This window comes from Vagococcus bubulae, assembly GCF_003950315.1.
Taxonomy (GTDB): Bacteria; Bacillota; Bacilli; order Lactobacillales; family Vagococcaceae; genus Vagococcus; species Vagococcus bubulae.
Genome location: NZ_NGJT01000025.1, coordinates 1 through 24,444 on the forward strand (window position 1 = coordinate 1; position 24,444 = coordinate 24,444).

Below are 24,444 nucleotides of genomic sequence, written 5' to 3' on the forward strand. Positions count from 1 at the left end.
TCGGTTGTCTCTCGCTTCGCGAGACAACCAATTCTCATTAAAAATAAGAGAATCATCTGTTAAATTGAGTAGTTTTCTTGTATTATTATCCATAGGGGTATTCTCCTTTGTAATTTTGGTTTTAGTCGACTTAATTTTACCAATAAGAATGCCTCTTTTTCTATGTCTAAATAAAAAATCGCATTGATAGAATTTAATCTATCAACACGATTTAGTGTACAGCCAAAAAAATAAGAGTTTTAAAGTATCTTTTTTATAAATTTATCAATTGGTATACTTATAATTGTTCATTTATGAATGAAATCACAACTGTTATAAATATTATGCCTTTAATTGTTTATTTTTATGATTTTAAAATTCATTATTGACTTATAGTGTTTTTTTAATTAGTATTTGAAATGAGAATTCTCGAATTTTATATGAAGATACTGTGATTAAACGAGGAGGTTATGAATGAAAATCAAGTATTTGTTGGTATTTATATTATTGATGACAGTATGTGTTATTCTACCAACAGTTGTTGATGCTAATCAAAATGATTTAAGGATAATAACTGATACACCAGAATTAAAAATAGACTATGAAACATTCCAGAATGATGAAAACATTCACTGGAAAATAAAATACAATAAAAATAACGAAAATAGAACAAAACTGAGGTTTAAAGTTGGACAATCTGTTCAAGTAATACCATCTGATAACTTAATAAAAGAAACAGATAGTAACGACTATATCGAAGCACACTTTAATTTAGATGATTATGGAAGTCTTGAAATTATATCTCAAGAAGATATTCAAAGTATTCCAATAGAAATTGAATTAATAAAAGAAACAGAGCCGTTACAAACTTCGGTTGTGGCTGACCAAATACTTTCGTTTAATGAGATGTCATCTTCACCAGATGATAAATCTCCACCATTGTCTACTTCTCTTTATGAAACAGCATATCCAATGTATTTAAACATCACTGAGGGGTATAATGATCCCTTTTATTATATCCATCAAAAAAACAAAACTAATCAAGATAATGGTATATATCCCCATAATGGGACGTATGATTTTATATCGGACAATCGATTAATTAATCAAAAAAATACTGTTAAAAATTTTAATTTTGGGAAAAATTATGATCCATCCCCAAAAACACTTAGCATAGATGGGAAATCTATAAATTTTATCAATGGATATCATAATTATATCTTTGATAACGATGTTGAAAATGGCAATGTATTGACTAAAAAAATTGTTAAGCCTACAGATGATCCAACAAAATTTGACATTGAGTTAGATATTATTGGTGGGTCAACTAAAACACTTAATAAAGTTGATGTGGTTTTCGTGGTTGATAAATCATCTAGTATGATAGGTGATAGATGGGCTACACTACAGAAAACAATGAAACGGTTTTCAGAGGGGCTGTTTGGAGATAATGATGTTCAAATGGGGCTAGTATCCTATGGGTCTTTACAAAATCCATGGAATTATACTCATATTTTTTCAGATTTAGCTAACTTTTCAACAAGCAACTATCAAGAAAGATATTTTACAAAGAGTTCTCGAGAAATTGTCAATCATCCAATTGTATCTAAATCACCGGAATGGAATTCAGGGACCCCTACTTTTATAGGAGTTGATATGGGAGTTAAGTTGCTAACAAATCCTAAATTTGGTTCAAGAGTAGATGCAAAAAAATATTTAATCGTATTAACGGATGGGGAGGCTACATTTGCTCCAAATACTAGGAACTTTGATTCATATGATTTATGGTTAGATGATAGACAGCCATCAAACATTCGCAGATATTACAATTATTCTGTTTCGAAAACTATTGATCGAAATTATCAGGTTTATGGTACAGGGAGTACATCGCAAAACTTATCTAAAGTTGGTCAAGATAATGCTTCTTTAATTAATCAAGTATATAGTCAACAACTTCCTGCAGGTACCAAAGCCTATTCAATAGGTTTTGATATTTCAAAAGATAGTACCTATGGAGTTCTTGATGCGATTGGTACGTCGGGTACTTATACAGCAACCAGTGAACAAGATATGAATAGTGTGTTGGATAATATTAAAAAAAGTATCTTAACTACTAATTATAATGTTCATTCTGGTAAGCTAAATGATCCTATGAGTGAATATGTTTCCTTGACGGATATTTCGAAGGTCAAATTGACCGGTTTGTCATTAACACAAGATAAACAATTACAAACGAATAATGAGTCTTATATAAAAGATGTTGTAGTAAGCATAGATTCAGAAAATATTGTTTTGTCTAATCTGCATTTAGGTTCTGACGATACAACACGTCATGGTATTCGATTGAACTACCAAGTTCAACTAAAAAAAGAATATCAAGATGGAGATTTTTATCCTACTAATGGCCCTACATTTGCATTCACTAAAGAAGAAGAAAATGTTGTTGGATTTGCCGTACCTTCTGTGAGAGTTATTCCAGAAAAAAAAAGTATTAAATATAAAAAAATATGGAATGATGATAATAACAGTTGGAAATTGCGAAAAAATATTTCATTCGAACTACAAAAACGTGAAAAAAATAGTAACGCAGACTGGGAAACTGTTTCTAATCAATCGATTGATGAAAAAACACTGCAAAATAGTAATGAGTATCAAAATGAATTTAAAGATGTGATTTTTAAAGTAGGAAATACAGAATATGAATATCGAATTGTTGAATTGAATGATAAAAAAGAAAATGATTCTTTATTTGGATATAAGCCAACCCAATACTCATCAGAGATTATAACTAAGGATAATGTGAAAAATGAAGTACTCATTACTAATATTTTAGACACATTACCTATAGTGATAACAAAGGTGGGAGAAGATGGGCAGACTGGACTATCCGGAGCTAGTTTTTCTATATATAAAGAGAGTGGTACAGAGTTTATAGAGAAAAACGTAATATCTGACCATCAAGGAAAAGTTAAATTTTTAAAAGAATTACCAGTAGGTAAGTATATTCTAAAAGAGAACACTTCTCCTACAGGTTATGAAAAAATTCCTGATATTTCTTTTGAAGTGATTCAAGATGAGAAGACAAAGTCTCTTTCGATACAAGGATTACCAAAAAATCATATAGTTATTAATAAATTAAAAGATTTTTCTTTAAGGGTTGAAAAAGTAAATCAATATAATCATCCTGTAAGAGGTGTTAAATTTAAATTAACTGATTCGAAAAATACTTATTCCAAAGAGTTATCTTCAGATGAAGACCATGGAAATATTTTTACGTTTAAAGGATTACGACCAGGAACATATTTTTTAGAGGAAACTAAAAATGATAGTAATCATGTCTTGTTAGAGAAAAAAATTGAAATAGTTATTTTATCTAGTGGAGCTGTAAAAATAGATGGAAAACTAATAAAAGATGTTTTAGAGCACAATAATGAGATAGTTTTAACTGTTTCTAATACAGTTAAAGGGTTGTTACCAAGTACAGGTGGTAATGGTATTTCAAAATTTAAAATATTAGGAGCGAGTTTATTATTTATTAGTTTATTTTTTTGTTTAATTTATTTTTATAAATATCTTAGGAGAATCGGCTAATGGAAAATAAGTTTATTTATTTAATGTTAATACTATTTAGTCTGTTGTCTTTTGGATTAGATAGTAGTGCAGAATTAGAAGATAGTAGGTTAAATATAATCATTCACTTATACGATCCTTCAGACGATTCAATACTAGACCAAGCCGGTTTAGATAAAAAAGAATTTGATATTTATGATATAACCGAATTAGTTCAACAAAGTGAGAGAGATTTTATTGAGTTACAAAAAGAGTTTCTAAATGCTGATGAAGGATATATGAGAAAAATAACCAAAGACGTGAAAAGGTTATCATATGATAAAACTGAACTTAAAAAAGGGATAATCCAATATAATGTAAATTTAGTTGGTAAAGATATACAATATATGATGATTTTGGAAAATAAAGATTACAAACAAAGTATGATGTTAAAAACGTCACCTATGCTTATTAAAGTTTCAGATTCTATTTTTGAATCAACAAAAAATAAGTTAGAACTATATCCAAAGTTGTATCAAGAATTAAGTAACGACGAAGAAACAAAGATACTTTATAAAAAGAAAGATCAGTATTTACTCCCTCAAACGGGAGAAGTTAAAAATATGATGTTTTATATAGGATTATTAGCCGTTGGAAGTATATTATATATAAAAAAGTTAATAGGGAGAAACATTAATGAAAAATAGAATAAAAACATTGATAATAGGGTTGTTAGCATGGGCAATGGTAGTTATAACAGGAGCTCACCCAGTAATAGCAGCAGAACTAAGTGATAATGTACAGGCAAATGTGACATTACATAAACGTGTATTTAACATGGGAGAAAAACCTGAAGAAAATTCTCAGTTGAATACAGGAGAGGTAAACGTGGACTTTGGTGGAGAACCGTTGTCTAATGTAACCTTTACAATGTATAATATTACAGATATTTATTATGAAAAAATGAAAAAGATGACCGGTGATATTAGCGTATCTCAGAAAGCGGTCATAGAAGATATTCAGAATAGTGTTAATAGTCTTGATTTAGCTAATAAAGATGGTATTGATAAAATTACCTCAGAGGATGGTCAAGCCATCTTTGAAAAATTGAATACAAAGACAAATGGAAAAGATTCAGTATATCTATTTTTAGAAACCAAAACACCATTTAAACCTAATATTACGACAGTTTCTTCACCTATAGTGTTAGCTTTTCCTATCTATAAAGCTAGTAATTCAGATGAAATAAATAAGGATATTCATATTTATCCTAAGAATGAACAAGCTGAAAATTCTAAAAAATTAGCTAACATAGATTCATTTAGTAATAAATTAATTTTAAACGGACAAGAATATCGTAATGTTACAACAGGTGATATGTTTAATTATGAATTAACGTTATTTATACCTACTAATATTCAACACGATGATACTACTGGGTATGTTGTTGAAGATAAACCAACTGAAGGTTTGGCATATAGTGGTAATCTAAAAGTTGGAGATTTAAAAGAACATGAAGATTATACATTAAAAACTGATGGTGGTGGTTTTTCAATAGAGTTTAATTTAGATAGTCAGAATGTTAAAAAATTAGCAGGGAAAAAATTAATAGTTACATATGATATGAAATTAACTAAAGATATTAATCCAGATGAAGCACAAAATAATGAAGCGTTTATTATCTACAATCCTGGAAAAGAAGATACTGTTAAAACCAAAATCCCTTCACCACCAGGAATTGCTACAGGAGGGAAAAAATTTAAGAAAATAGATGCTCATAGTGGAACTCTTTTAAAAGGCGCAGAATTTATTGTAAAACAAGAAGATAAATTTGCAAAATTTGAAGAACATGAAGTAAATAAAGGAGTATACATTTTCACTCGTTGGGTAAATTCTAAAGAAGAAGCGACTCGTTTAACTTCACAAGATAATGGTGAGTTTGCCGTTAAAGGTCTTTTAGACGGAGAGTATCAACTTGAAGAAACGAAAGCACCAAGTAGTAAATATGTAAAACTACCAAAAGATATTTTATTTTTAGTTTCTCATGGTCAGTATGAAAAAGAGGAAGTTCAGTCAATTAAGAATACACCTAAAGGCTTACTACCATCTACTGGAGGAAAGGGAATTATTATGTTTTTAGTTTTAGGAAGTCTAATGATGTTTACTGCTATTATTTGGTCTAAAAAATATAAAAAACAAATAAATATATAGATGGTAAAAAAAGACTACTTCAAATGAAGTAGTCTTTTCACTGTAAGGGAGAATAATGAACAAAGAAATAATAAAACCGTTTTTCAAATTGCTTATTATTATATTATTTATTACAGGCTTAATTACTTTTTTTTATCCTTTTTTATCAAATGTAGTTAATGTTATGTATACTAACAAACTTGTTTCTGAAGTTACTAGTGATAATAACATGCAGTTTATCAATGAAAAGAAAAGAATTATTGAGAAGGAAAAAAATAAAAAAGAAAGTGTCACAACGATAGGATTAACAGCGGATATTTTTGAACAGCAATCAATCACTAGGTTGAATAAACAACAATTAAAACAGCATTTTATTGGAACAATATATATACCAAACATCAATGTAAATATACCAATATTTGATGAAACTAATGATAGTTTACTGATGGAAGGTGCAACTCTATTACAAGGAACATCATATCCTACAGGTGGGGTGAGTAGGCATACTGTGATAACAGGACATAGCGGTTTCCCTGAAAAAAAATTATTTACGGATTTAAGTGAACTTAAGATTGGCGATCATTTTTTAATAGACAATATGGAAGAGATATTGAAATATGAAATTATATCCTTAAAAACAGTACTGCCTACGGAGACGAAAGATTTAAACATTAAAGATGGGGAAGATTTAACAACGTTATTGACTTGTACACCATACATGATTAATACACATCGTTTACTAGTAACTGGCAAAAGAGTAGATTATAATACAAAAATGATTAAGCAAGATATTGATAGTATAAATAAACATCAACTAAAAGAAACTATTGGCTTACTTTTGCTACTTTTAATTATACTACTTTTATTTTTATATTCTATTCGAATGTTAGTTTTGTCATTTAAAAAGAATAAAGAATATGAATAATATTAAGAAGGTTTAGTAATGAAAAAAAAGATTATAGTAAATGGCTTATTTATGATAATGTTTTTATTAGGGTTTTTGGTAATGACGTATCCATTTTATATCAATGAACTAAACAATGTCATATCTCAGTATAATATGCGTAGTTATCAAAAAGAAGATGATAAAATATACAGTCAACAGGCCAAAGAGTTTAGAGAAAGAAATAGTCAATTATCTGAAGAAGGGATTCATATAGGAGGCGATCCTTTTGATGAATCAAGTGATAATAATCATAAAGTAGATAAGAAAAAATATTTGATTGGGAAAATAAATATTCCTAAACTATCCATACAATTGCCATTATTTGGGATAACAACACCGTACTTACTTGAATATGGTGCAACAGTGCTAGATGGAACGTCTTTACCAGTAGGGGGAGAAAATACCCACTCTGTCATTTCTGCTCATAGAGGTTTACCCAATAGAGAATTATTTACTAATTTAACTAGCTTAAAAGAAAATGATGTATTTTTAATTGAATTAAAAGATGATACTTTGGCTTATCAAGTTGAATCTATTAAAGTAGTAACCCCTGATCAAACAGATAGCATTGAAATCGTACCAGGGGAAGATTTAGTGACCTTATTAACGTGTACTCCTTATATGGTGAATACGCATAGGTTGTTAGTGACAGGTCATAGAATAGAGTATACAGAAAAAGTTAAAAAAGATGAAAATGGAGGTAATAAAATACGATTATTAAAGATGTACGGAATAATCATATTATTATTATTATTTTTATTAACAACTTTTATTTACATTGTAAAAACCATTACAATGTTTATCTTATCTAAAAAAAATATGACTCTATCAGTAAGGGTCTTTTCTAAGGATTTCGATTCACCATTTATAGTTTCTTTATATAGTAAAAATGGGCATCACCCAATGTACAGAGATGGCACTGTATATGAGCATAAAGTTTACTCAGATGATATTGTTACGTTTAAAAATATACCTAGAGGTTTGTATCGTTTGAAAATTAACGATACGTTAACTACTAATCAATTAGGTATTAGAAAAATAAAACAAACACAACTTTTTATTTTTAATAAGAATAAAAAATATACTAAAAAAAGATATGGAAAATATGAAATAGAAGTCATTTAAGCATACTAGCGATTGATACTAGTATGCTTTTTTAAGTGTTTAAGTTGTTTAGAAAAAAAGAAAAGTGTTTAAACAGTATAATTTACCTAAAACCCTTTTGTAACCGTATTCTATTGACTTTGAAAGTTGGCATCATACTTGCTTATATAAAAGTGAAGAGGTGAAAAAGATGGAGAGAAGTTATTTAATTGCAACGCATGGCAAGTTTGCTAGTGGATTACAAAATTCGTTGAACCTCTTAACCGGTAGTGGTGATAACGTTCAAGTGATAGATGCTTATGTCACGGATGACGATTACACGCCAGAAGTTCAACAATTTATTCAAGAGGTTAGTGAAGATAGTCAGGGGATTGTATTCACAGATTTGTACGGTGGAAGTGTGAATCAAAAAATTGCAGCAGAGATTATGACATCAGGGAAAGACAACATTATATTAGTATCAAATTCAAATTTAGCTATTATTTTATCGATTATGTTTCATGAAAATACTGGTGTGTTGTCAAAAGAAGATATACTGGCTGCAATTCAAGAATCACAGGTTCAACAGGTTCCAACCACAATAGAAGAAGAGGACGATATTTTTTAGGAGGAGAAAAAATGATTACACAAATTAGAGTAGATGACCGATTAATTCATGGGCAGGTAGCTGTTGTATGGACAAAAGAATTAAATGCCCCACTTTTAGTTGTGGCAAATGATGAGGCGGCAAAAAATCAAGTGATGCAAATGACATTAAAAATGGCTGTACCAAATGGGATGAAGTTGTTAGTTCGTTCAGTAGATGATGCGATTGAATTATTTAATGACCCTCGTGGGAAAGATAAACGTATGTTTGTGATTGTAAACTGTGTGTCTGATGCAAATAAAATTGCGCAACATGTCGATGCTGTTGAAACAGTGAATGTGGCAAATGCGGGTCGTTTTGATAAATCAGATCCAAAAGACAAAACAACGATTTTCCCAAGTGTTCTACTTAATCCAGATGAGTTAACGGCTGCTAAAGAATTGTCAGAATTAGAACGTGTGGATAGTTACAATCAAGTTTTACCAACTAATCCAAAATTAGAATTGAAAAAAGCATTGAAAAATGTTTAAGGGGGATAAAAAATGTTAATGCATGCACTTATGGCAGGACTTAGTGTGTTTATCTGTTTTGCTGGTAACTATTTAACAGGTCAAAGTATGTTGGAACGCCCATTAGTTGTTGGTCTTGTGACAGGACTATTGATGGGAGATTTAAAAACAGGTGTCTTGATGGGAGCAGCACTTGAAGCAGTGTTTATGGGAAATGTTAACATAGGTGGTGTGATTTCTGCTGAACCAGTGACAGCGACAACTCTTGCGACAACCTTTGCGATTATTGCAAACGTTGAACAAAAAGCGGCGATTACACTAGCGATTCCAATTGGGATGTTAGCAGCATTTGTTGTGATGTTCTTGAAAAATGTTTTAATGAATATTTTTGCGCCAATGTTAGATCGTATTGCACGTGAAAATAATCAACGAAAAATTGTGGCACTTCATTATGGGACATGGATTTTCTATTACTTTATTATTGCAGCGATTTCATTTGTTGGGGTCTTACTTGGAAGCGAACCTGTTGCTGTTATGGTAAATAACATACCACAAAATGTGATGAATGGTTTGAGTGCGGCAGGTGGCTTATTACCAGCTGTTGGGTTTGCAATGTTGATGAAATTACTTTGGGATAATAAATTAGCAGTGTTTTACTTATTAGGGTTTATTTTAACAGCTTACTTGAAATTACCAGCTGTTGCAGTCGCTGCTGTTGGGATTGTGATTTGTGTGATGATGGTTCAACGCGATGTACAAATGATGAATTTACCAACCACACAAGGAAAAGTAGCCAGTGGTGAAATGAGTAAAGAAGAGGAAGAGGAGGACTTTTTCGCATGAAATTAAAACAAGATATGTCAGTTGAAGATAAAAAAATGATGCGCTCAGTCTTTTGGCGCTCATGGACAATGAATGCCAGTCGTACAGGAGCCACACAATATCATGCGTTAGGCGTTATTTATACCTTACTTCCTGTGATTAATCGTTACTACAAAACAGATGAAGAACGTGCCGACGCGATTGTTCGTCATACCACATGGTTTAACGCAACGATGCATATTAATAACTTTATTATGGGTCTTGTGACTTCAATGGAAAAACAAAATAGTGAAGATGATCATTTTGATGCTAGTTCAATTACAGCGGTTAAAGCATCATTGATGGGGCCTTTATCAGGTATTGGTGATTCATTCTTTTGGGGGATTTTACGTGTTATTGCCGCAAGTATTGGGATTTCAATTGCCAGTACTGGATCAGTTATGGGAGCGATTGTATTCTTAGCACTTTACAATATTCCAGCTTTTATTATTCATTATTATGCTCTTTATACAGGGTATTCCGTTGGGGCCAACTTCATTCAAAAACTATATGAAAGTGGCGGTATGAAAATACTGACTAAAGCCTCTAGTATGGTTGGGTTACTAATGATGGGAAGTATGACTGCTTCAACTGTAAAATTTAAAACGATTTTAGAAGTAACCGTTAGTGGGTCTGATCCAATTAAAATTCAAGATTATTTAGATCAACTATTTGTTGGGATTGTTCCACTAACAGTGACATTAATTACGTTTTGGTTATTACGTAAAAAAGTAAACATCAATGTTGTGATGTTTGGCATCATGATTTTAGGGATTATTTTAGGATTACTTGGTATCTGTTAATCAATTTATTACACAATACATAGGATTTTGGTAACGAATGATCATGTATGAAGACAGTAAAGTGTGCTAAAATTTAACAAGTAAAAAACTATGTGATGTTAAGGTTATAAAATAAAGGGATTGTTAAAACAAAAACGCATGGGCGATAAGTGTCATGCGTTTTTTAGTATGATGGGGGATGAGTGAAAAAATGAAAGAGTCCACTAAAAGACAGTTACTTCAAGGTATTAGAGAAGTAAAAGAGGGAATTACCACAACAGAATTAGCCAAAAAAATTGGTTTGAGTCGTTCTGTAACGAGTTTGTATTTGAATGAGTTAGCTAAAGATAATGAAGTCATAAAAAGTCAAACCTATCCTATTGTTTGGCAAATTGCTAATCGTGACGAAACCTCATCACAAGATGTGTTTGAGCAATTTATCGGTAGTCAAGGTAGTGCTAAATCTATGATAAAGACCTGTAAAGCAGCCATGTCTTATCCGCCAAAAGGGTTGCCTATATTAATACATGGAAATAGTGGCGTAGGAAAAACGTATTTAGCTCACTTAATTTTTGATTATCTCAATCAGCAACAAGCCAATTGTTCTGATAATATTGTGGTATTTAATTGTGCGGATTATGCTAATAACCCTGAGTTACTTTCTTCAACATTATTTGGTCATAAAAAAGGAGCCTATACTGGGGCAGATAAAGATAAAAAGGGATTGCTTAGTAAAGCGGATAATGGCATTTTATTTTTAGATGAAGTGCATCGACTATCATATGAGAATCAAGAAAAACTATTTCAGTTTATGGACTCGGGGCAGTTTCGCTTAATTGGTGAAGAAGATAAAGTAGAAACAGCTAACGTTCGCTTGATTTTTGCGACAACAGAAGAGCCTAAAGATGTTTTATTGCCCACTTTTTTACGCCGTATTTCAGCGGTTTTAGAACTAGCAGACTATCATTTGCGCCCACTCCATGAAAGAGAAACGATTTTAAAAGCGTTATTTTTAAAAGAAGCGCAGCTACTTAGAAAAGACATTGTGATTGATCGTTTAATTTTTGATACCTTTTTACATGAAAAAATGCCAGGTAACATTGGTCAATTAGCCAATAAAGTGAAGCTATATTGTGCAGATGCTCTTCACTACCAACAGCAAGAAAATAGTGAGATTCTTTATGTTGGGGATCATCAGGATAGTTCAGTGGTTGTTTCTTATAAAACCCCATTAAAAGATGTTACCGCTATATCAAAAGAAGTCATCAGTGCGTTAAACACAGTAATGAATTCGACTACAGATGTTCTAGAGTTAAGGGAAGCATTACTAGATTTTTCTCTTGATTCAAACTATTTGTATCAAGATGTATATGTCTTAAATCAAGTAAAAGAACAAGTATTAGCCAGTGCAAAACAAATACTCGGAAAATCAGATAGTGTCATGCCTTATATGGATAAATTACTTAATTACTTAACGTTAAAAGATAAAGTAGTATTAGACAATCAGTCCATTCGTCAAACATTAAGTATGGAATACCCTAGGACAGCACTATTTGCAAAAAAAATTACGTCTAAATTGCCTGTTGAATACAAACAAGACGCTCGTTTTCTATTGAGTCTATTTTTAATTGGAACCATCAAAGAGCAAATTGCCTATCATGCTCTTCTTGTAGCACATGGGGATACAACAGCAAGTAGCATTCAAGCTGTATCTAATCAACTTTGTGGAAATTATGTGTTTGATGCAATCAATATGCCGTTAGACGCGTCGATTAAAGATATTGTCTTAGAAGTAAAGGCTTGGTTAGCTGAACGTGATACATCTGAGGGCGTGATTATGTTGGTTGATATGGGGTCCTTGGTTCATTTTTATAAAAGTTTAAAACCAGAGATTATGGGAGAGTTATTAGTGGTGAATAATTTAACCACGTCATTTGCTTTGGAAATCGGACAACAATTGTTAAATCATCACACATTTTATGACATCACAAAAAATATTAAGCAGAAATTTATTACGGATATTCAGTATTTTGAGGGATTTTCAAATGATCGCAATGTCATTATTTCGAGTATTTTAGGTTATGATATTGCTAAAAAATTAAAAAAGTTATTTGAACCATTTATTAATCCAGAAATCAAAATCATCGTGATGCATTTTAATGAGTTACTAGATATTTTAGATCGTGAAAATTCAGATAAGGGCTATCTTGACACAACAGAATTAATTATGACCACGTCTTATTTGGATAATAAAACTAATGTGTCTTCTGTTAATCTACTAGACATACTAGATGAGGACACGGAACATCAAGCGATGAAATATACGTTTCGTAATACGATTCACGAAAAATATATGACGGATTTAACGAATAAGTGTATCTATTTCTTTTCTAAAGAAGGACTGTCTGAAAAATTAAATTTCTTAAATCCTGAAATTATTATTAAACAGGTGGAATTAATCATTGAAAAATGTGAACGTCGATTTGGCATAAAGTTTAATGTGAAAGTTAAATTTAATTTAACGATGCATTTAGCATTGATGATTGAACGAACCATTTTAGGTTCAGTTGATTATCCTGTCCCAACTGATTTATCACAACTTAAAATTAATGATAACTATTTTTATGGAAACATAAAAGACTTGTTGTCCTCTATTGAAGATTTTTATCGCATTAGCATTTCTGATTGGGAGTTATATGTCTTACACGAGATTATAGCGAGTTAATATCATTAAAATGATATTTTTTGTATAAAAATAAAATTTGTGATGTTTATCATTTAACAAAAACACTTTTTTTGTGATAATATTCTATTTGTAGTAATGTTTTAACAATGACTGTATTTTTTACTAACGTTGGTTTAGAAAAGGAGAGATATCATTGGAACATAAATTAAGCAAACCAAAAGAAGATTATCATCAAAAAGACGGCAATGAATTCATGTCAACAAAAGTATTGATTGAAGATCCAAATTACTTGTCAGCAAATAAGTTGAAAGGTAAAAAAGCGATTGTAACTGGTGGAGATAGTGGGATTGGTGCCGCTGTTGTTATCGCATTTGCCCATGAGGGAGCTGATATTGGGATTGTGTATCATGAAAATGATGCTGATGCATTACAAGTAAAACAACGTGCCGAAGAACTTGGGGCAACGGTTTATCTTTATAAAGGAGACGTTGGGCATGAACATGTGGTAAAAGAAGCCGTTGATTACTTTATTGATAAGTTTAAATCAATTGATATACTAGTTAATAATGTTGCTGAACAGCATGAACGTGATAGTATCGTTGATATTACAGAAACCGAAGTTCAACGTGAATTTGCGACTAATATTTATAGTTTTATGTATTTTACAAAATATCTTTTCCCATATTTTAATGAGGGAGCAGCTATTATAAATAATGCGTCAGTCAATGCGTATCGTGGCCATCCTTATCTATTAACTTATTCGACTACTAAGAGTGCAGTGGTAGGGTATACGCGTTCATTGTCAGTGCGTGAGGAGTTTATTAATAAAAAAATTCGCGTCAATTGTGTGGCCCCAGGACCAATTTGGACACCTCTCATCCCAGCGACAATGAAAGGGATGACTCATGAAAAATTTGGGTTAGACACACCGATGAAACGTTGTGGTGAAGCTTATGAAGTAGCCCCTAGCTTTGTTTTTTTAGCATCTAATCAAGATAGTAGCTATATGAGTGGTCAATGTTTACATGTTAATGGTGGTGCCGTATTGAATGGATAAAAATGCTATGGCATTTTTATCTAGTTGTTAGTTCAAATAATATTCCTTAAAAGTATTGACAAAAAATATAATAGTCTTTATAATTTAATTTGTAAACGATAACAGAATATTCGGATTGTTACTGGTAAAGCAGGCGATACCACAATTTTTTATTGTGTGTATTTGCGTGTTTTTTTTGTTGGGAGGTGTTGGGAAACCAAAATGATTATTAAAAAGAAATTTAATAATAACGTATTAATGTCAACGGATTATAAAAATAGAGAAGTTATTTTGATTGGAAATGGGTTAGCGTTTAATGTTAAGCCAGGTGAACAGGTGGATGAAAGTAAGATTGAAAAAGTCTTTCGCTTAGAAGCAGAAAGTACACCAGAAGAATTTATTGATTTTTTAGAAAACATTTCTGCTGAACAATTAGTATTAGTGAGAGAAATTATTAGTTATGGGGAAGAGGTATTAGATTTTAAACTGGGAAAACATTTATATTTGAGTTTAAATGATCATATTGAAAATGCCGTAGAAAGGCATCAAAAAAATCAGGATATTTCAAATCCATTACTGTGGGAGATAAAGCAAATTTATCCGACAGAATTTCAAGTGGCTAAACAGGCACTGACCTTGATAAATGATTATTATTCTGTTGAGTTATCAGAAGATGAAGCAGGGTTTATTGCCCTTCATTTTGTAAATGCTCAGCAACGCACTGAAAAAATGCATCAAACCATGCAAATTCCTAAAATTGTAAAAGATATTTTAGTCATTATAGCGTATCATTTTAACCAGGAGTTAGATACAAGCAGTTTATCGTATGAACGGTTTTTAGTTCATTTGAAATTTTTTGCACATCGAGTCATTACGAATCAAGATTTTCCATCATCGAGTATGACCATGTTAACGCAATTATCCCAAGCTTATCCTAAAGTTTATTCGTGTGTAGAAAAAATAAATAAGTATATGAATGACACACAAGGCATCACAATTAGCGATGATGAACAATTTTATTTGATGGTTCATATACAAAGAGTTCTTGATAACTAAAAGGATTGTTACTGTTAAATCAGGCGATACCTTATTTAAACCTTTTTAAGGGTTTATTTAAGGTATCGCTTTTTATTTTATAAAAAATGAGAGAGGGGAAGTAACGATGAATAAAACAAAGAGTTTTCCAGAAAATTTTTTATGGGGTGGTGCTATTGCAGCCAATCAATATGAAGGGGGGTATAAAGAAGGAGGCAGAGGATTAGGACCAGTTGATTTTTTACCTAATAAAGATGAAGACCGTGTTCACGTCATGTACAATCCACATTTGGCAATGTCTCAAACGTTTGATTATTATCCAAGTCATAAAGCCATTGATGGGTACCATTATTTTAAAGAAGATATTGCTTTGTTTGCAGAAATGGGATTTAAATGTTTGCGTTTATCAATTAGTTGGCCAAGAATCTTTCCACAAGGCGATGAAAAAGAGCCAAATGAAGCAGGATTAAAGTTTTATGATGACTTATTTGATGAATGTTTGAAGTATGATATTGAACCAGTAGTTACATTAAATCATTTTGATACACCTATTTATTTGTATGAAAAATATGATGGTTGGACTAATAGAAGTGTCATTGATTTCTTTACAAATTATGCCACAGTAGTATTCAATCGCTATAAAGGGAAAGTGAAGTATTGGTTGACGTTTAATGAAATTAATATTTTGCAAGTATTGCCTTTTTTAGGTGGAAGTTTTGATCAGAATAAATTTGAAAATCCTACACAAGCTAAATATCAGGCAGCACATCATCAGTTAGTTGCATCAGCTTTAGCAACAAAGATTGGTCGAGAAGTTGATTCAAATAATATGATAGGTTGCATGCTTGCAGCAGGAGAGAGTTACCCAAATACTTGTAATCCTGATGACATATGGGAAGCAAAAATGATGGATAGAGAAGGATTTTTCTTTATTGATGTCCAAGTAAGAGGTCATTATCCTAGCTACAGTAAACGATTTTTTGAAGAACATAATTTAACGATTCATCAAGAACCAGAAGATGCAGACATTCTAAAAAATACAGTAGACTTTATTGGGTTTAGTTATTATTCGACAAAGGTGGTTTCAGGAGATGAAAAAGTATTATCTAGTGCTGAAAAAACAGATGGAAATATTTTTTCAAGTTTAGAAAATCCTTATTTACCAAAGAGTCAATGGGGTTGGATTATTGATCCAAAAGGACTCCGTATTACAATGAATACTTTATATGATCGTTATCAAATTCCATTATTTGTTGTGGAAAATGGTCTAGGAGCAGTCGATAAGATAGAGGATAACGGGGACATTATAGATGATTATCGCATTGATTATTTGAGAGAACACATTTTAGCAATGGATGAAGCCATCAAAGATGGCGTTGATGTATTAGGTTATACAACATGGGGCTGTATCGACATTATTTCTGCCGGAACAGGCCAAATGTCTAAACGATATGGATTTATTTATGTGGATGTGGATGATTGGGGTAAAGGAACTTTCAAACGTTCTAAGAAAAAATCATTTACATGGTATAAAGAATTAATTGCATCGAATGGTGACATAATGTAAAGGAGCGTAAAATAATGGACTTTAAAATACTAGCCGAGACTATTTTAAAAGAAGTAGGCGGTAATGAGAATATTAATGAAGTATGGAATTGCACAACGAGATTAAGATTTAATCTCGTTGACCAATCCATCGTTGATGATAAAAAAGTACAAGCAATACCAGATGTACTAGGAACTCAGTACAAAAATAATCAGTATCAAATTATTATTGGAAATGATGTAGCAGAAGTCTATAAAGAAATTGAAAAGTTAGTTGATCCATCGGCACCAAAAATGGAAGGGACAGCTAAAAAAGAAAAATCAAATCCTATAGGAGTGATGCTAGAAGTTATTTCAGGTATATTTACACCAATCTTACCAGCCATTATTGGAGCTGGGATGATGAAATGTCTTTTGACAATCTTTTCTATGACAGGATTAGTTTCTGAAACATCTGGCACGTATTCAGTTTTGTATATGATTTCGGATGCAGCATTTTACTTTTTACCATTTTTAATCGCCGTATCTGCTTCAAGAAAATTCAAAGTCAATGAATTTATTGGGTTATCTTCAGCTGGTATTTTATTGTATCCAACGCTTATTAATGGGGCAGCTGAGGGATTAGAGACTTTGAAATTTTTAAATTTCGATGTGCCATATTTAGCTTATAGTTATTCAGTTGTGCCAATCATTTTAACTATTTGGTTAATGAGTTATGTCTATAAATTTTTAGATAAATATATTCCGAACGTACTAAGATTTATTTTAACGCCAGTTTTGACACTGCTGATTGTGACACCTATTTCATTAGTCATTTTATCTCCATTAGGGAATTATATTGGAAATTATTTAGCAGTCTTTTTAGATTGGTTGTTTGCAACAGCAGGTCCAGTAGCAGGATTCTTATTGGCCGGGTTAAATCCGTTATTAGTTATGACAGGAATGCATTTTACGATTATGCCTATTGCCATTCAAAATTTGGCACTAACAGGATATGATAATTTTTGGTTACCATTTTGTTTAATTAGTAATGTAGCACAGGCGGGGGCAATATTTGCCGTCATGTTTAAAACAAAAAATAAAGAAGGAAAATCTGTTGCTGCTTCAACAGGAGTATCAGCTCTTTTAGGCGTAACAGAACCTGGGATGTTTGGGGTCACATTCAAGCTTAAAAAACCATTTTATGCAGCAATGTTAGCAGGTGGTATTGGTGGGGTAATAGGTGTATTACTAGGTGTTAAAACCTATTCATTTAGTGCACCGAATGTTTTAATCTTACCAACGTATATCTCACCAGACGGCAGTATGAAAAGTTTGATTGCAATAGTTGTGGCTATTTTGGTTAGTTTTATCTTATCATTTGTCTTTACAATGGGATTAAAATTTGAAGGATTAAATGATGAGATTGTTGAAACAGAGGATACGTTACATCAAGAAGAAAGTAAAGAAGTAGTGTTTGACGATGAGGTGATTTATAGTCCATTAATCGGGCAAGCTGTGTCTATTACAGAAGTACCAGATAAAACTTTTGCTGACGAAATCATAGGAAAAGGTGTGGCAGTTAAACCAACTATTGGAAAAATTTATGCACCATTTGACGGAGAATTAGGGATGGTATTTCGGACTAAACATGCACTAGCCTTTAAATCAACAAAAGGTGTGGAGCTTTTAGTTCACATAGGAATTGACACAGTTGAGTTAGATGGTAAAGGATTTAACTTGATAAAAGAAGTGGGAAGTCATGTGAACAAAGGAGACGTTGTGATGGAATTTGATATAGATTTAATTAAGGATTCTGGCTATAGTCTATTGACACCAGTAGTAGTGACTAATTATAGTGAATACGCTGAAATTGATAAAAAATCACTTGATAAAGAGGTCACTAATGATGCTATTCTGATAGAAGTTAGATAATAAAATCCCTATGACATCTTGGTGTCATAGGGATTTTATTATCTATTTTTGTTTAGCCTGTTCAACAATTCGTTTATTTCCTTTATATAAATCCCATATTGTCCATGCTAAAAGTAACAAGACGCCAATGATTAAGAGATAAGCGATGCTATGGGCTAAGGTCAGTTCATTTTGAGTTGGTTTATCACCAAAGAAGGCTTCCATTTGACTAGGTAGACCAATGAGATTTAAATAAGTTAAGCCTATAACGGATATCCAACCAAAGAATTTAACCAATCCAGTATTTTTAAAGCGATGCCCCATTTCGGCTTCACTGTTAGTCATCATGAGTAATGGAATCATTGAAAAAGGCAAAGCAAACGCTAAAAAGACTTGAGAATTATTCATTAAATTATTAAGTGCTTCGTGTTCTTCGAGCGTTCCTTTTTTACTTGTAATTAAAACACAAATGACAACAGGGACAACAGAAATCAACCGAGTCACTAGTCTTCTTAGCCAAGTTGGTAGTTTCATATGGATAAAGCCTTCCATAATAACTTGTCCTGTTAATGTACCGGTAATAGTAGAATTTTGTCCTGATGCCAGTAGTGCCACAGCAAATAATGTTGAAAGAACACCAGATTTTGCAACAGAGACAAGTAACCCATTGCTTAACGTTTCAGGGTCAGATAAAGCCTCATATAATCCAAAAAATGATGGGTCTTTAACCGTTCCTGATTTGAATACCGCAACCCCCATGATTAAAAGAAGAGCATTAACAAAAAATGCCATGGTTAATTGGATATTTGAATCCCAAGTAGAGAAGCGAACCGCTTCAGCAACACGATTTTCATCAGAATGATCGATTTTTCTTGTTTGAGATACGGCAGAGTGAAGATATAAATTATGCGGCATCACAGTTGCCCCAATAATACCTAGTGCTCCTGTTAACGGTGTTTGCCCCCCGATTCTTGGTGAGTCTGCAAATGTATCTTTTGTTGGAATTAATCCTTCAAAAACAGCGCCCCATGATGGGTTTGATAAAGCTATTTGATAAATAAAAACAAATAGAATGACAAAAATTAAGCAGACAACTAATGCCTCTATTTTTCTAAAGCCAATTTTTGTTAAAAGTAATAATAACAAGACATCAAAGACTGTAATTAAAACGGCATAAAGCAGTGGAATGCCAAATAATAAGTACAATGCAATGGCAGCCCCAATTACCTCAGCGATATCAGTTGCCATAATGGCTAATTCAGTTAAAATCCATAAAACGATTCCTAATTTTTTACTCGTTCTTGCTCGAATCGCTTGAGCCAAATCCATTTGAGTCACAATCCCTAACTTAGCAGCCATGTATTGTAGGAGCATAGCAACTAAACTAGACATCAAAATAACAGACATCAACAGATACTGAAAATTTTGTCCCCCTGTAATAGAAGTTGACCAATTACCTGGATCCATGTATCCAACTGCGACAAGAGCACCAGGACCTGAATAGGCGAATAACGTTCGCCAAAATCCTTTTCCAGTAGGAACTTCGACTGATCCGTTAATTTCTTCTAATGAACGGCCATTTGTATGAGCGATTAGTTTGTGTGGTTCATGGTTATTATGAGGTTCACTCATCTTCACCCCTCCTTTATTTTTTTCTGTACATATCATACACTTAAACGTCTAAATGTGAAAGCAAAGTTTATTGGATGGCTTATAAAAGTGAGGGAGTGAAAAACGAGACATTCGATTGACAATGAGAACATTTTTCAATTAGAATGAACATAATAATCTAGAAAGTCAGAGGGCGATGAAATGAAGCGCATAATCTTTTTTATATTAGGGTGTATCACATTTATATTAGGAACAATAGGAATCATCATTCCCTTATTGCCAACTGTCCCATTTTATTTAGCGGCATCTTTTTTTTGGGTGAATAGTTCAAAAAAAGTACATGCTTATTTTATAAAAACAAAGTGGTATAATCAATATGTCAAAGAATATATTGTCGAAAAGAAAATGTCTAAAACGCAACAATACAAAATATTGATAACCGTTTTTTGTTTGTTGGCTATTCCATTTGTTATGGTTCCAAATACAATCATGCGTATAGCGTTGATTTTAGTATTTGTTGGTCATGTTATTTTCTTTAGACTCTATTTTTCTAATAAGCGAAAAATAAGTGCATCAAAGGCAGAAGGAATGGACATATGATTAATAAACAGTTAATGAATTTATTACAAGATGATAAAAAGTATATTGTCGGTATTGTGTTATCGAAATGGGGCACTCTTTTAGCTAATATTGCAACAGTCAGCGTGGTATGTATGACTCTTGCACAGTATTATACCGAAAAAAAAGTGTCTCCTTTAATGATGATTAGTTTTGTTGGGGTGATTATTGTTAGTTTAATCATTAAATCACTGGCAAATAATTGGCAATCGCATTGCACGCATTTTGCTTCAAGTCGTTTGCGATTAGATGTTCGAACAGCTGTTTTGACCAAGAGTTTAGAGGTCGATGTGAGTCAACAAAGCTTAAATGATACAGAATTGACTCAACTATCAGTAGAAGGAGTTGAGCAGTTAGAGCATTATTTTTCACGCTTTATTCCGCAAGTTTTCTATTGTTTACTATCTAGTTTGACGGTCTTTTTTGTTTTAGCTTTTATGTATATAAAACCTGCTATTATCTTATTGTTGTGTATCCCATTAATTCCTTTATCTATCATGGCAATCATGAAGATAGCTAAAAAAATATTGGGAGAGTATTGGGATGGGTATTTAATTTTAGGTGAGCAGTTTTATGAAAACTTAATGGGATTAACGACTTTAAAAGTATTCTCACAGGATAAATTTAAACAACGAGAGATGGATAAGCGAGCAGAATCTTTTCGTCAAGCTACGATGAATTTACTAAAAATGCAGTTAAATTCACTTATAGTGATGGATATTATTGCTTATGGAGGGGCAGCAGTTGGTATAGTGATTGCATTATCAGGATATGTTAATGGGGTAGTGTCACTAACACAGATGCTGATGTTTATTTTATTAGCAGCAGAATTTTTTATTCCTTTGCGCCAACTGGGGTCATTTTTTCATGTGGCAATGAATGGTATTAGTGCGTCAAAACGGTTGTTTGACTACTTGGATAGTCCAAATAGTTCATTCGCAGAACAAACAGGTGAAAAAAATGCTGCGATACCGACTCTCTTAGAGATTGAACAAGTATCTTTTAGCTACGCAGATGATGAAGAATATGCTTTAAAAAAAGTCAGTGCTAGTTTTGAAAGAGGGCATATTTACGGCATTATTGGTCAATCAGGCTCAGGAAAAAGTACATTAAGTAAACTATTAACAGGAGAATACACCACACCGCTTGGGGCAATAACTGGCTATGATGCTTATCATAATGTGATTAGTCTATCAGATATGCAAGATGACATCATAGTGGTGAATCAAAAAAGTTATTTATTTGAAGGAACGATTAAAGATAATCTATTGATGGGAAATGCTCTGGCGACTGATGAAGAGTTATGGCAAGTATTGAATCGTGTTAAAATGATGTCATTTGTTAAAGAGCAACCTGAGCAACTCAACTATGTGATTCAATCAAATGGAAAAAATCTATCAGGAGGACAACGGCAACGTTTATTAATTGCTAGAGCTCTATTAGCAAATAAAGCCATTTATATTTTTGACGAGGTAACGTCTAGTGTTGATAGTGAGAGTGAAAAAGCCATATTAGAAGCTGTGACCCAATTAGCGAAAACAGCGATTGTTTTATTTATTTCACATCGATTGTATACAGTAAAAGAGATGGATACTATTTTAATATTTGATGATGGTAGTTTAGTAGAAAAAGGAACGCATGATGGATTAGAAAAACAATCCGTTATTTATAAAAACTTTTTAAAATCTGAAAAAGACTTACTTGAGGAGGGATTTTGATGCGTGACACATTAGATACAATAAAATGGTTGTTATCTTTTATAAAGAAAATCCCTTTTCAAGTACTAATTGCAGTGATTCTTGGTGTGATTAGTTATTGTTGTGTGATTTATATTCCTTATGTGAGTGCCGTTACTGTGATGACCAGTTCTCGCATTAGTAATTTTTCATGGCTGATATTTAGTTTAGTCATGGCTATATTATTTAGAGGGATTGCTCGATATGGTGAGCAATATATGAATCATTATATTGCTTTTCATACGTTAGCTGACGTTAGACATGAGTTATTTAAAAAGTTACGCACACTAGCCCCAGCTAAGTTGCTTAGTAGAGGTAAGGGAGATTATATTGCACTGATTACTAGTGATGTTGAGATGTTGGAAATATTTTTTGCGCACACTGTTTCACCGGTTCTTATTGCGACAATCATGGGAATAGGACTAGTGACTTATTTTAGTCAGGTTCACCTCGTTTTAGGTCTCATTGCGTTGGGTGCTTATGTATTACTTGGTATATTAGTTCCAAGTATTCAGTATAGGCAAGCGAAAAAAATCGGGGATGATTATAAGACTAGTTTGTCTAACTTAAATCAAACAGTGATTGAGATGAGTGAAGGAAAAAAAGATATTCAACAGTATGGGTTAAAAAATCAAATGTTACAGCGATTGCGCCAAAGAGGTGATACACTTAATCGTGTGTCATTAAAAAAGACAGGACAACTTAGAAACATTCAATGGTATATGGAGTTAATCATTGCGTTAGGGACAATTTGGTTTGTGCTACTTGGTGTGACGTTATCTGTCCAACCAGATAAGTTGATTGTTTCAAGTCTAGTGTTTGTGAGTTCGTTTGGACCGTTTATCCCCTTAAGCATGTTAGGAAACGAGCTATTATCTACTCTTTCTTCAGCCAAACGTTTAAGACAAGTGATGAACGAAAAACCGGCTGTAAATGACGTCACACGGGAAGAACCATTATATAAAATTGATTTTGAATCATTGTCAGCGAATCATGTGTCTTTTAGTTACCAAGAAGATCAGCCAGTGTTGCAAAATGTTAACCTAATGTTTCCAACAAAAGGCTTTATTGGTATTCAAGGAGAAAGTGGTCGTGGAAAGAGTACGTTTTTATATCTGTTGATGCGCTTTTTCGATGTATCTAAAGGAAGTATTAATATCAATGAACGAAATATCAAAGCAGTTAACACAAGAGATGTTTATTCAATTGAAGGATACATGTCACAAACAACAGATTTATTTACAGGAACGATTCGAGATAATATCGGATTAGGTATGCCGAATGCAAGTGATGAATTGATTGAACAAGCTGCTAAGAAAGCCTCTGTACATGAGTGGATTATGTCTCTTCCAAATAGCTATGACACCGAAATTAAGCAAGGGAAACGTGATATATCTGATGGAGAAAAACAACGTATCGGTTTAGCAAGACTATTTTTACATGATGCACCTGTGATGATTTTAGATGAACCAACGAGTCACTTAGACTATTTGAACGAACAAATCATTCTACGCGCTATTGAAAAAGAACGGTATAAGCGATTAATTGTGATGGTGTCACATAGAGAAACCTCACTATCAAAAGCAGATAATGTAATAAAATTATAGAAAGAGGCTGACCCAAAAGTCTATTAACGAAAATTAAAAGGAATAAAATTATTTTTGATTTTGTTCCTTTTTTTTGACGAAAAAAATAGCACTATCCTTTATAATTAAGGTGACTAAACCAACTAAAAAGGAGTGCTATTTATGTATAAAGATTATAACATGAACCAAGTC

18 protein-coding genes are annotated in these 24,444 nt (G+C 32.3%); 17 read left to right on the plus strand and 1 reads right to left on the minus strand.

Going from position 1 to position 24,444, the window contains the following annotated elements; all coding sequences use genetic code 11:
- The first annotated feature begins 453 nt into the window (after positions 1–453).
- From CBF36_RS10295 to CBF36_RS10360, 14 genes are all read left to right on the plus strand, one after another.
- Positions 454–3,570: a vWA domain-containing protein gene (locus CBF36_RS10295; RefSeq protein WP_125958346.1), complete on the plus strand. Its 3,117-nt coding sequence runs from the start codon at positions 454–456 to the stop codon at positions 3,568–3,570.
- Positions 3,570–4,235 (plus strand): hypothetical protein, encoded by a 666-nt coding sequence (locus CBF36_RS10300; RefSeq protein ID WP_125958347.1) that lies wholly within the window; start codon positions 3,570–3,572, stop codon positions 4,233–4,235. The genes CBF36_RS10295 and CBF36_RS10300 overlap by 1 nt, the downstream gene beginning before the upstream one ends.
- Positions 4,225–5,739, plus strand: a complete 1,515-nt coding sequence (locus tag CBF36_RS10305; protein ID WP_125958348.1) for a SpaH/EbpB family LPXTG-anchored major pilin — start codon at positions 4,225–4,227, stop codon at positions 5,737–5,739. The genes CBF36_RS10300 and CBF36_RS10305 overlap by 11 nt, the downstream gene beginning before the upstream one ends.
- Before the next feature lie 55 nt (positions 5,740–5,794).
- A complete protein-coding gene (locus tag CBF36_RS10310; RefSeq protein WP_243638018.1) occupies positions 5,795–6,643 on the plus strand; it encodes a class C sortase in 849 nt (282 codons plus the stop codon).
- An 18-nt stretch (positions 6,644–6,661) separates the two neighbouring features.
- Positions 6,662–7,789, plus strand: coding sequence for a class C sortase (locus CBF36_RS10315; protein WP_125958349.1), 1,128 nt, complete (start codon positions 6,662–6,664; stop codon positions 7,787–7,789).
- Between the two features lie 169 nt (positions 7,790–7,958).
- A complete protein-coding gene (locus CBF36_RS10320) occupies positions 7,959–8,375 on the plus strand; it encodes a PTS sugar transporter subunit IIA (RefSeq protein WP_125958350.1) in 417 nt (138 codons plus the stop codon).
- Positions 8,376–8,386: 11 nt separating this feature from the next.
- Positions 8,387–8,884 carry a PTS sugar transporter subunit IIB gene (locus CBF36_RS10325; protein WP_079346348.1) on the plus strand — a complete coding sequence of 166 codons (498 nt, stop codon included), beginning with the start codon at positions 8,387–8,389 and terminating at the stop codon, positions 8,882–8,884.
- 12 nt (positions 8,885–8,896) lie between these two features.
- Positions 8,897–9,706, plus strand: coding sequence for a PTS mannose/fructose/sorbose/N-acetylgalactosamine transporter subunit IIC (locus tag CBF36_RS10330; protein ID WP_125958351.1), 810 nt, complete (start codon positions 8,897–8,899; stop codon positions 9,704–9,706).
- The gene (locus CBF36_RS10335; RefSeq protein ID WP_125958352.1) at positions 9,703–10,527 is read left to right on the plus strand and encodes a PTS system mannose/fructose/sorbose family transporter subunit IID; all 825 of its coding nucleotides are present in this window, start codon (positions 9,703–9,705) and stop codon (positions 10,525–10,527) included. The genes CBF36_RS10330 and CBF36_RS10335 overlap by 4 nt, the downstream gene beginning before the upstream one ends.
- A gap of 190 nt (positions 10,528–10,717) precedes the next feature.
- Positions 10,718–13,231, plus strand: a complete 2,514-nt coding sequence (locus CBF36_RS10340; protein ID WP_125958353.1) for a sigma 54-interacting transcriptional regulator — start codon at positions 10,718–10,720, stop codon at positions 13,229–13,231.
- 154 nt (positions 13,232–13,385) lie between these two features.
- On the plus strand, positions 13,386–14,249 hold the full coding sequence (locus CBF36_RS10345) for an SDR family oxidoreductase (RefSeq protein WP_243638019.1): 864 nt from the start codon (positions 13,386–13,388) through the stop codon (positions 14,247–14,249).
- Positions 14,250–14,450: 201 nt separating this feature from the next.
- Entirely contained in the window at positions 14,451–15,284 is an 834-nt protein-coding gene (gene licT / locus CBF36_RS10350) for a BglG family transcription antiterminator LicT (protein ID WP_125958354.1), read from the plus strand.
- 106 nt (positions 15,285–15,390) lie between these two features.
- Positions 15,391–16,830 carry a 6-phospho-beta-glucosidase gene (locus CBF36_RS10355; RefSeq protein WP_125958355.1) on the plus strand — a complete coding sequence of 480 codons (1,440 nt, stop codon included), beginning with the start codon at positions 15,391–15,393 and terminating at the stop codon, positions 16,828–16,830.
- Between the two features lie 14 nt (positions 16,831–16,844).
- Positions 16,845–18,722 carry a beta-glucoside-specific PTS transporter subunit IIABC gene (locus CBF36_RS10360; RefSeq protein WP_125958356.1) on the plus strand — a complete coding sequence of 626 codons (1,878 nt, stop codon included), beginning with the start codon at positions 16,845–16,847 and terminating at the stop codon, positions 18,720–18,722.
- A 42-nt stretch (positions 18,723–18,764) separates the two neighbouring features.
- Here CBF36_RS10360 and CBF36_RS10365 read toward each other — a convergent pair whose 3' ends face one another.
- Positions 18,765–20,333, minus strand: coding sequence for an Nramp family divalent metal transporter (locus CBF36_RS10365; protein WP_243638020.1), 1,569 nt, complete (start codon positions 20,331–20,333; stop codon positions 18,765–18,767).
- Between the two features lie 180 nt (positions 20,334–20,513).
- Between CBF36_RS10365 and CBF36_RS10370 the strand changes: the two genes are divergently transcribed.
- The 3 genes from CBF36_RS10370 to CBF36_RS10380 are packed head-to-tail and all read left to right on the plus strand — an operon-like array spanning position 20,514 to position 24,273.
- Positions 20,514–20,912: a YbaN family protein gene (locus CBF36_RS10370; protein ID WP_125958358.1), complete on the plus strand. Its 399-nt coding sequence runs from the start codon at positions 20,514–20,516 to the stop codon at positions 20,910–20,912.
- Entirely contained in the window at positions 20,909–22,648 is a 1,740-nt protein-coding gene (locus tag CBF36_RS10375) for an ABC transporter ATP-binding protein/permease (RefSeq protein WP_125958359.1), read from the plus strand. The genes CBF36_RS10370 and CBF36_RS10375 overlap by 4 nt, the downstream gene beginning before the upstream one ends.
- Entirely contained in the window at positions 22,648–24,273 is a 1,626-nt protein-coding gene (locus tag CBF36_RS10380) for an amino acid ABC transporter ATP-binding/permease protein (protein ID WP_125958360.1), read from the plus strand. Before CBF36_RS10375 ends, CBF36_RS10380 begins: the two co-directional genes overlap by 1 nt.
- Positions 24,274–24,444 lie beyond the last annotated feature (171 nt).

Bases quoted from the DNA above. Each gene is read 5' to 3' on its own strand.
- CBF36_RS10295 (WP_125958346.1), top strand. From the start codon at position 454: ATGAAAATCAAGTATTTGTTGGTATTTATATTATTGATGACAGTATGT.
- CBF36_RS10300 (WP_125958347.1), top strand. From the start codon at position 3,570: ATGGAAAATAAGTTTATTTATTTAATGTTAATACTATTTAGTCTGTTG.
- CBF36_RS10305 (WP_125958348.1), top strand. From the start codon at position 4,225: ATGAAAAATAGAATAAAAACATTGATAATAGGGTTGTTAGCATGGGCA.
- CBF36_RS10310 (WP_243638018.1), top strand. From the start codon at position 5,795: ATGAACAAAGAAATAATAAAACCGTTTTTCAAATTGCTTATTATTATA.
- CBF36_RS10315 (WP_125958349.1), top strand. From the start codon at position 6,662: ATGAAAAAAAAGATTATAGTAAATGGCTTATTTATGATAATGTTTTTA.
- CBF36_RS10320 (WP_125958350.1), top strand. From the start codon at position 7,959: ATGGAGAGAAGTTATTTAATTGCAACGCATGGCAAGTTTGCTAGTGGA.
- CBF36_RS10325 (WP_079346348.1), top strand. From the start codon at position 8,387: ATGATTACACAAATTAGAGTAGATGACCGATTAATTCATGGGCAGGTA.
- CBF36_RS10330 (WP_125958351.1), top strand. From the start codon at position 8,897: ATGTTAATGCATGCACTTATGGCAGGACTTAGTGTGTTTATCTGTTTT.
- CBF36_RS10335 (WP_125958352.1), top strand. From the start codon at position 9,703: ATGAAATTAAAACAAGATATGTCAGTTGAAGATAAAAAAATGATGCGC.
- CBF36_RS10340 (WP_125958353.1), top strand. From the start codon at position 10,718: ATGAAAGAGTCCACTAAAAGACAGTTACTTCAAGGTATTAGAGAAGTA.
- licT (WP_125958354.1), top strand. From the start codon at position 14,451: ATGATTATTAAAAAGAAATTTAATAATAACGTATTAATGTCAACGGAT.
- CBF36_RS10355 (WP_125958355.1), top strand. From the start codon at position 15,391: ATGAATAAAACAAAGAGTTTTCCAGAAAATTTTTTATGGGGTGGTGCT.
- CBF36_RS10360 (WP_125958356.1), top strand. From the start codon at position 16,845: ATGGACTTTAAAATACTAGCCGAGACTATTTTAAAAGAAGTAGGCGGT.
- CBF36_RS10365 (WP_243638020.1), bottom strand. From the start codon at position 20,333: ATGAGTGAACCTCATAATAACCATGAACCACACAAACTAATCGCTCAT.
- CBF36_RS10370 (WP_125958358.1), top strand. From the start codon at position 20,514: ATGAAGCGCATAATCTTTTTTATATTAGGGTGTATCACATTTATATTA.
- CBF36_RS10375 (WP_125958359.1), top strand. From the start codon at position 20,909: ATGATTAATAAACAGTTAATGAATTTATTACAAGATGATAAAAAGTAT.
- CBF36_RS10380 (WP_125958360.1), top strand. From the start codon at position 22,648: ATGCGTGACACATTAGATACAATAAAATGGTTGTTATCTTTTATAAAG.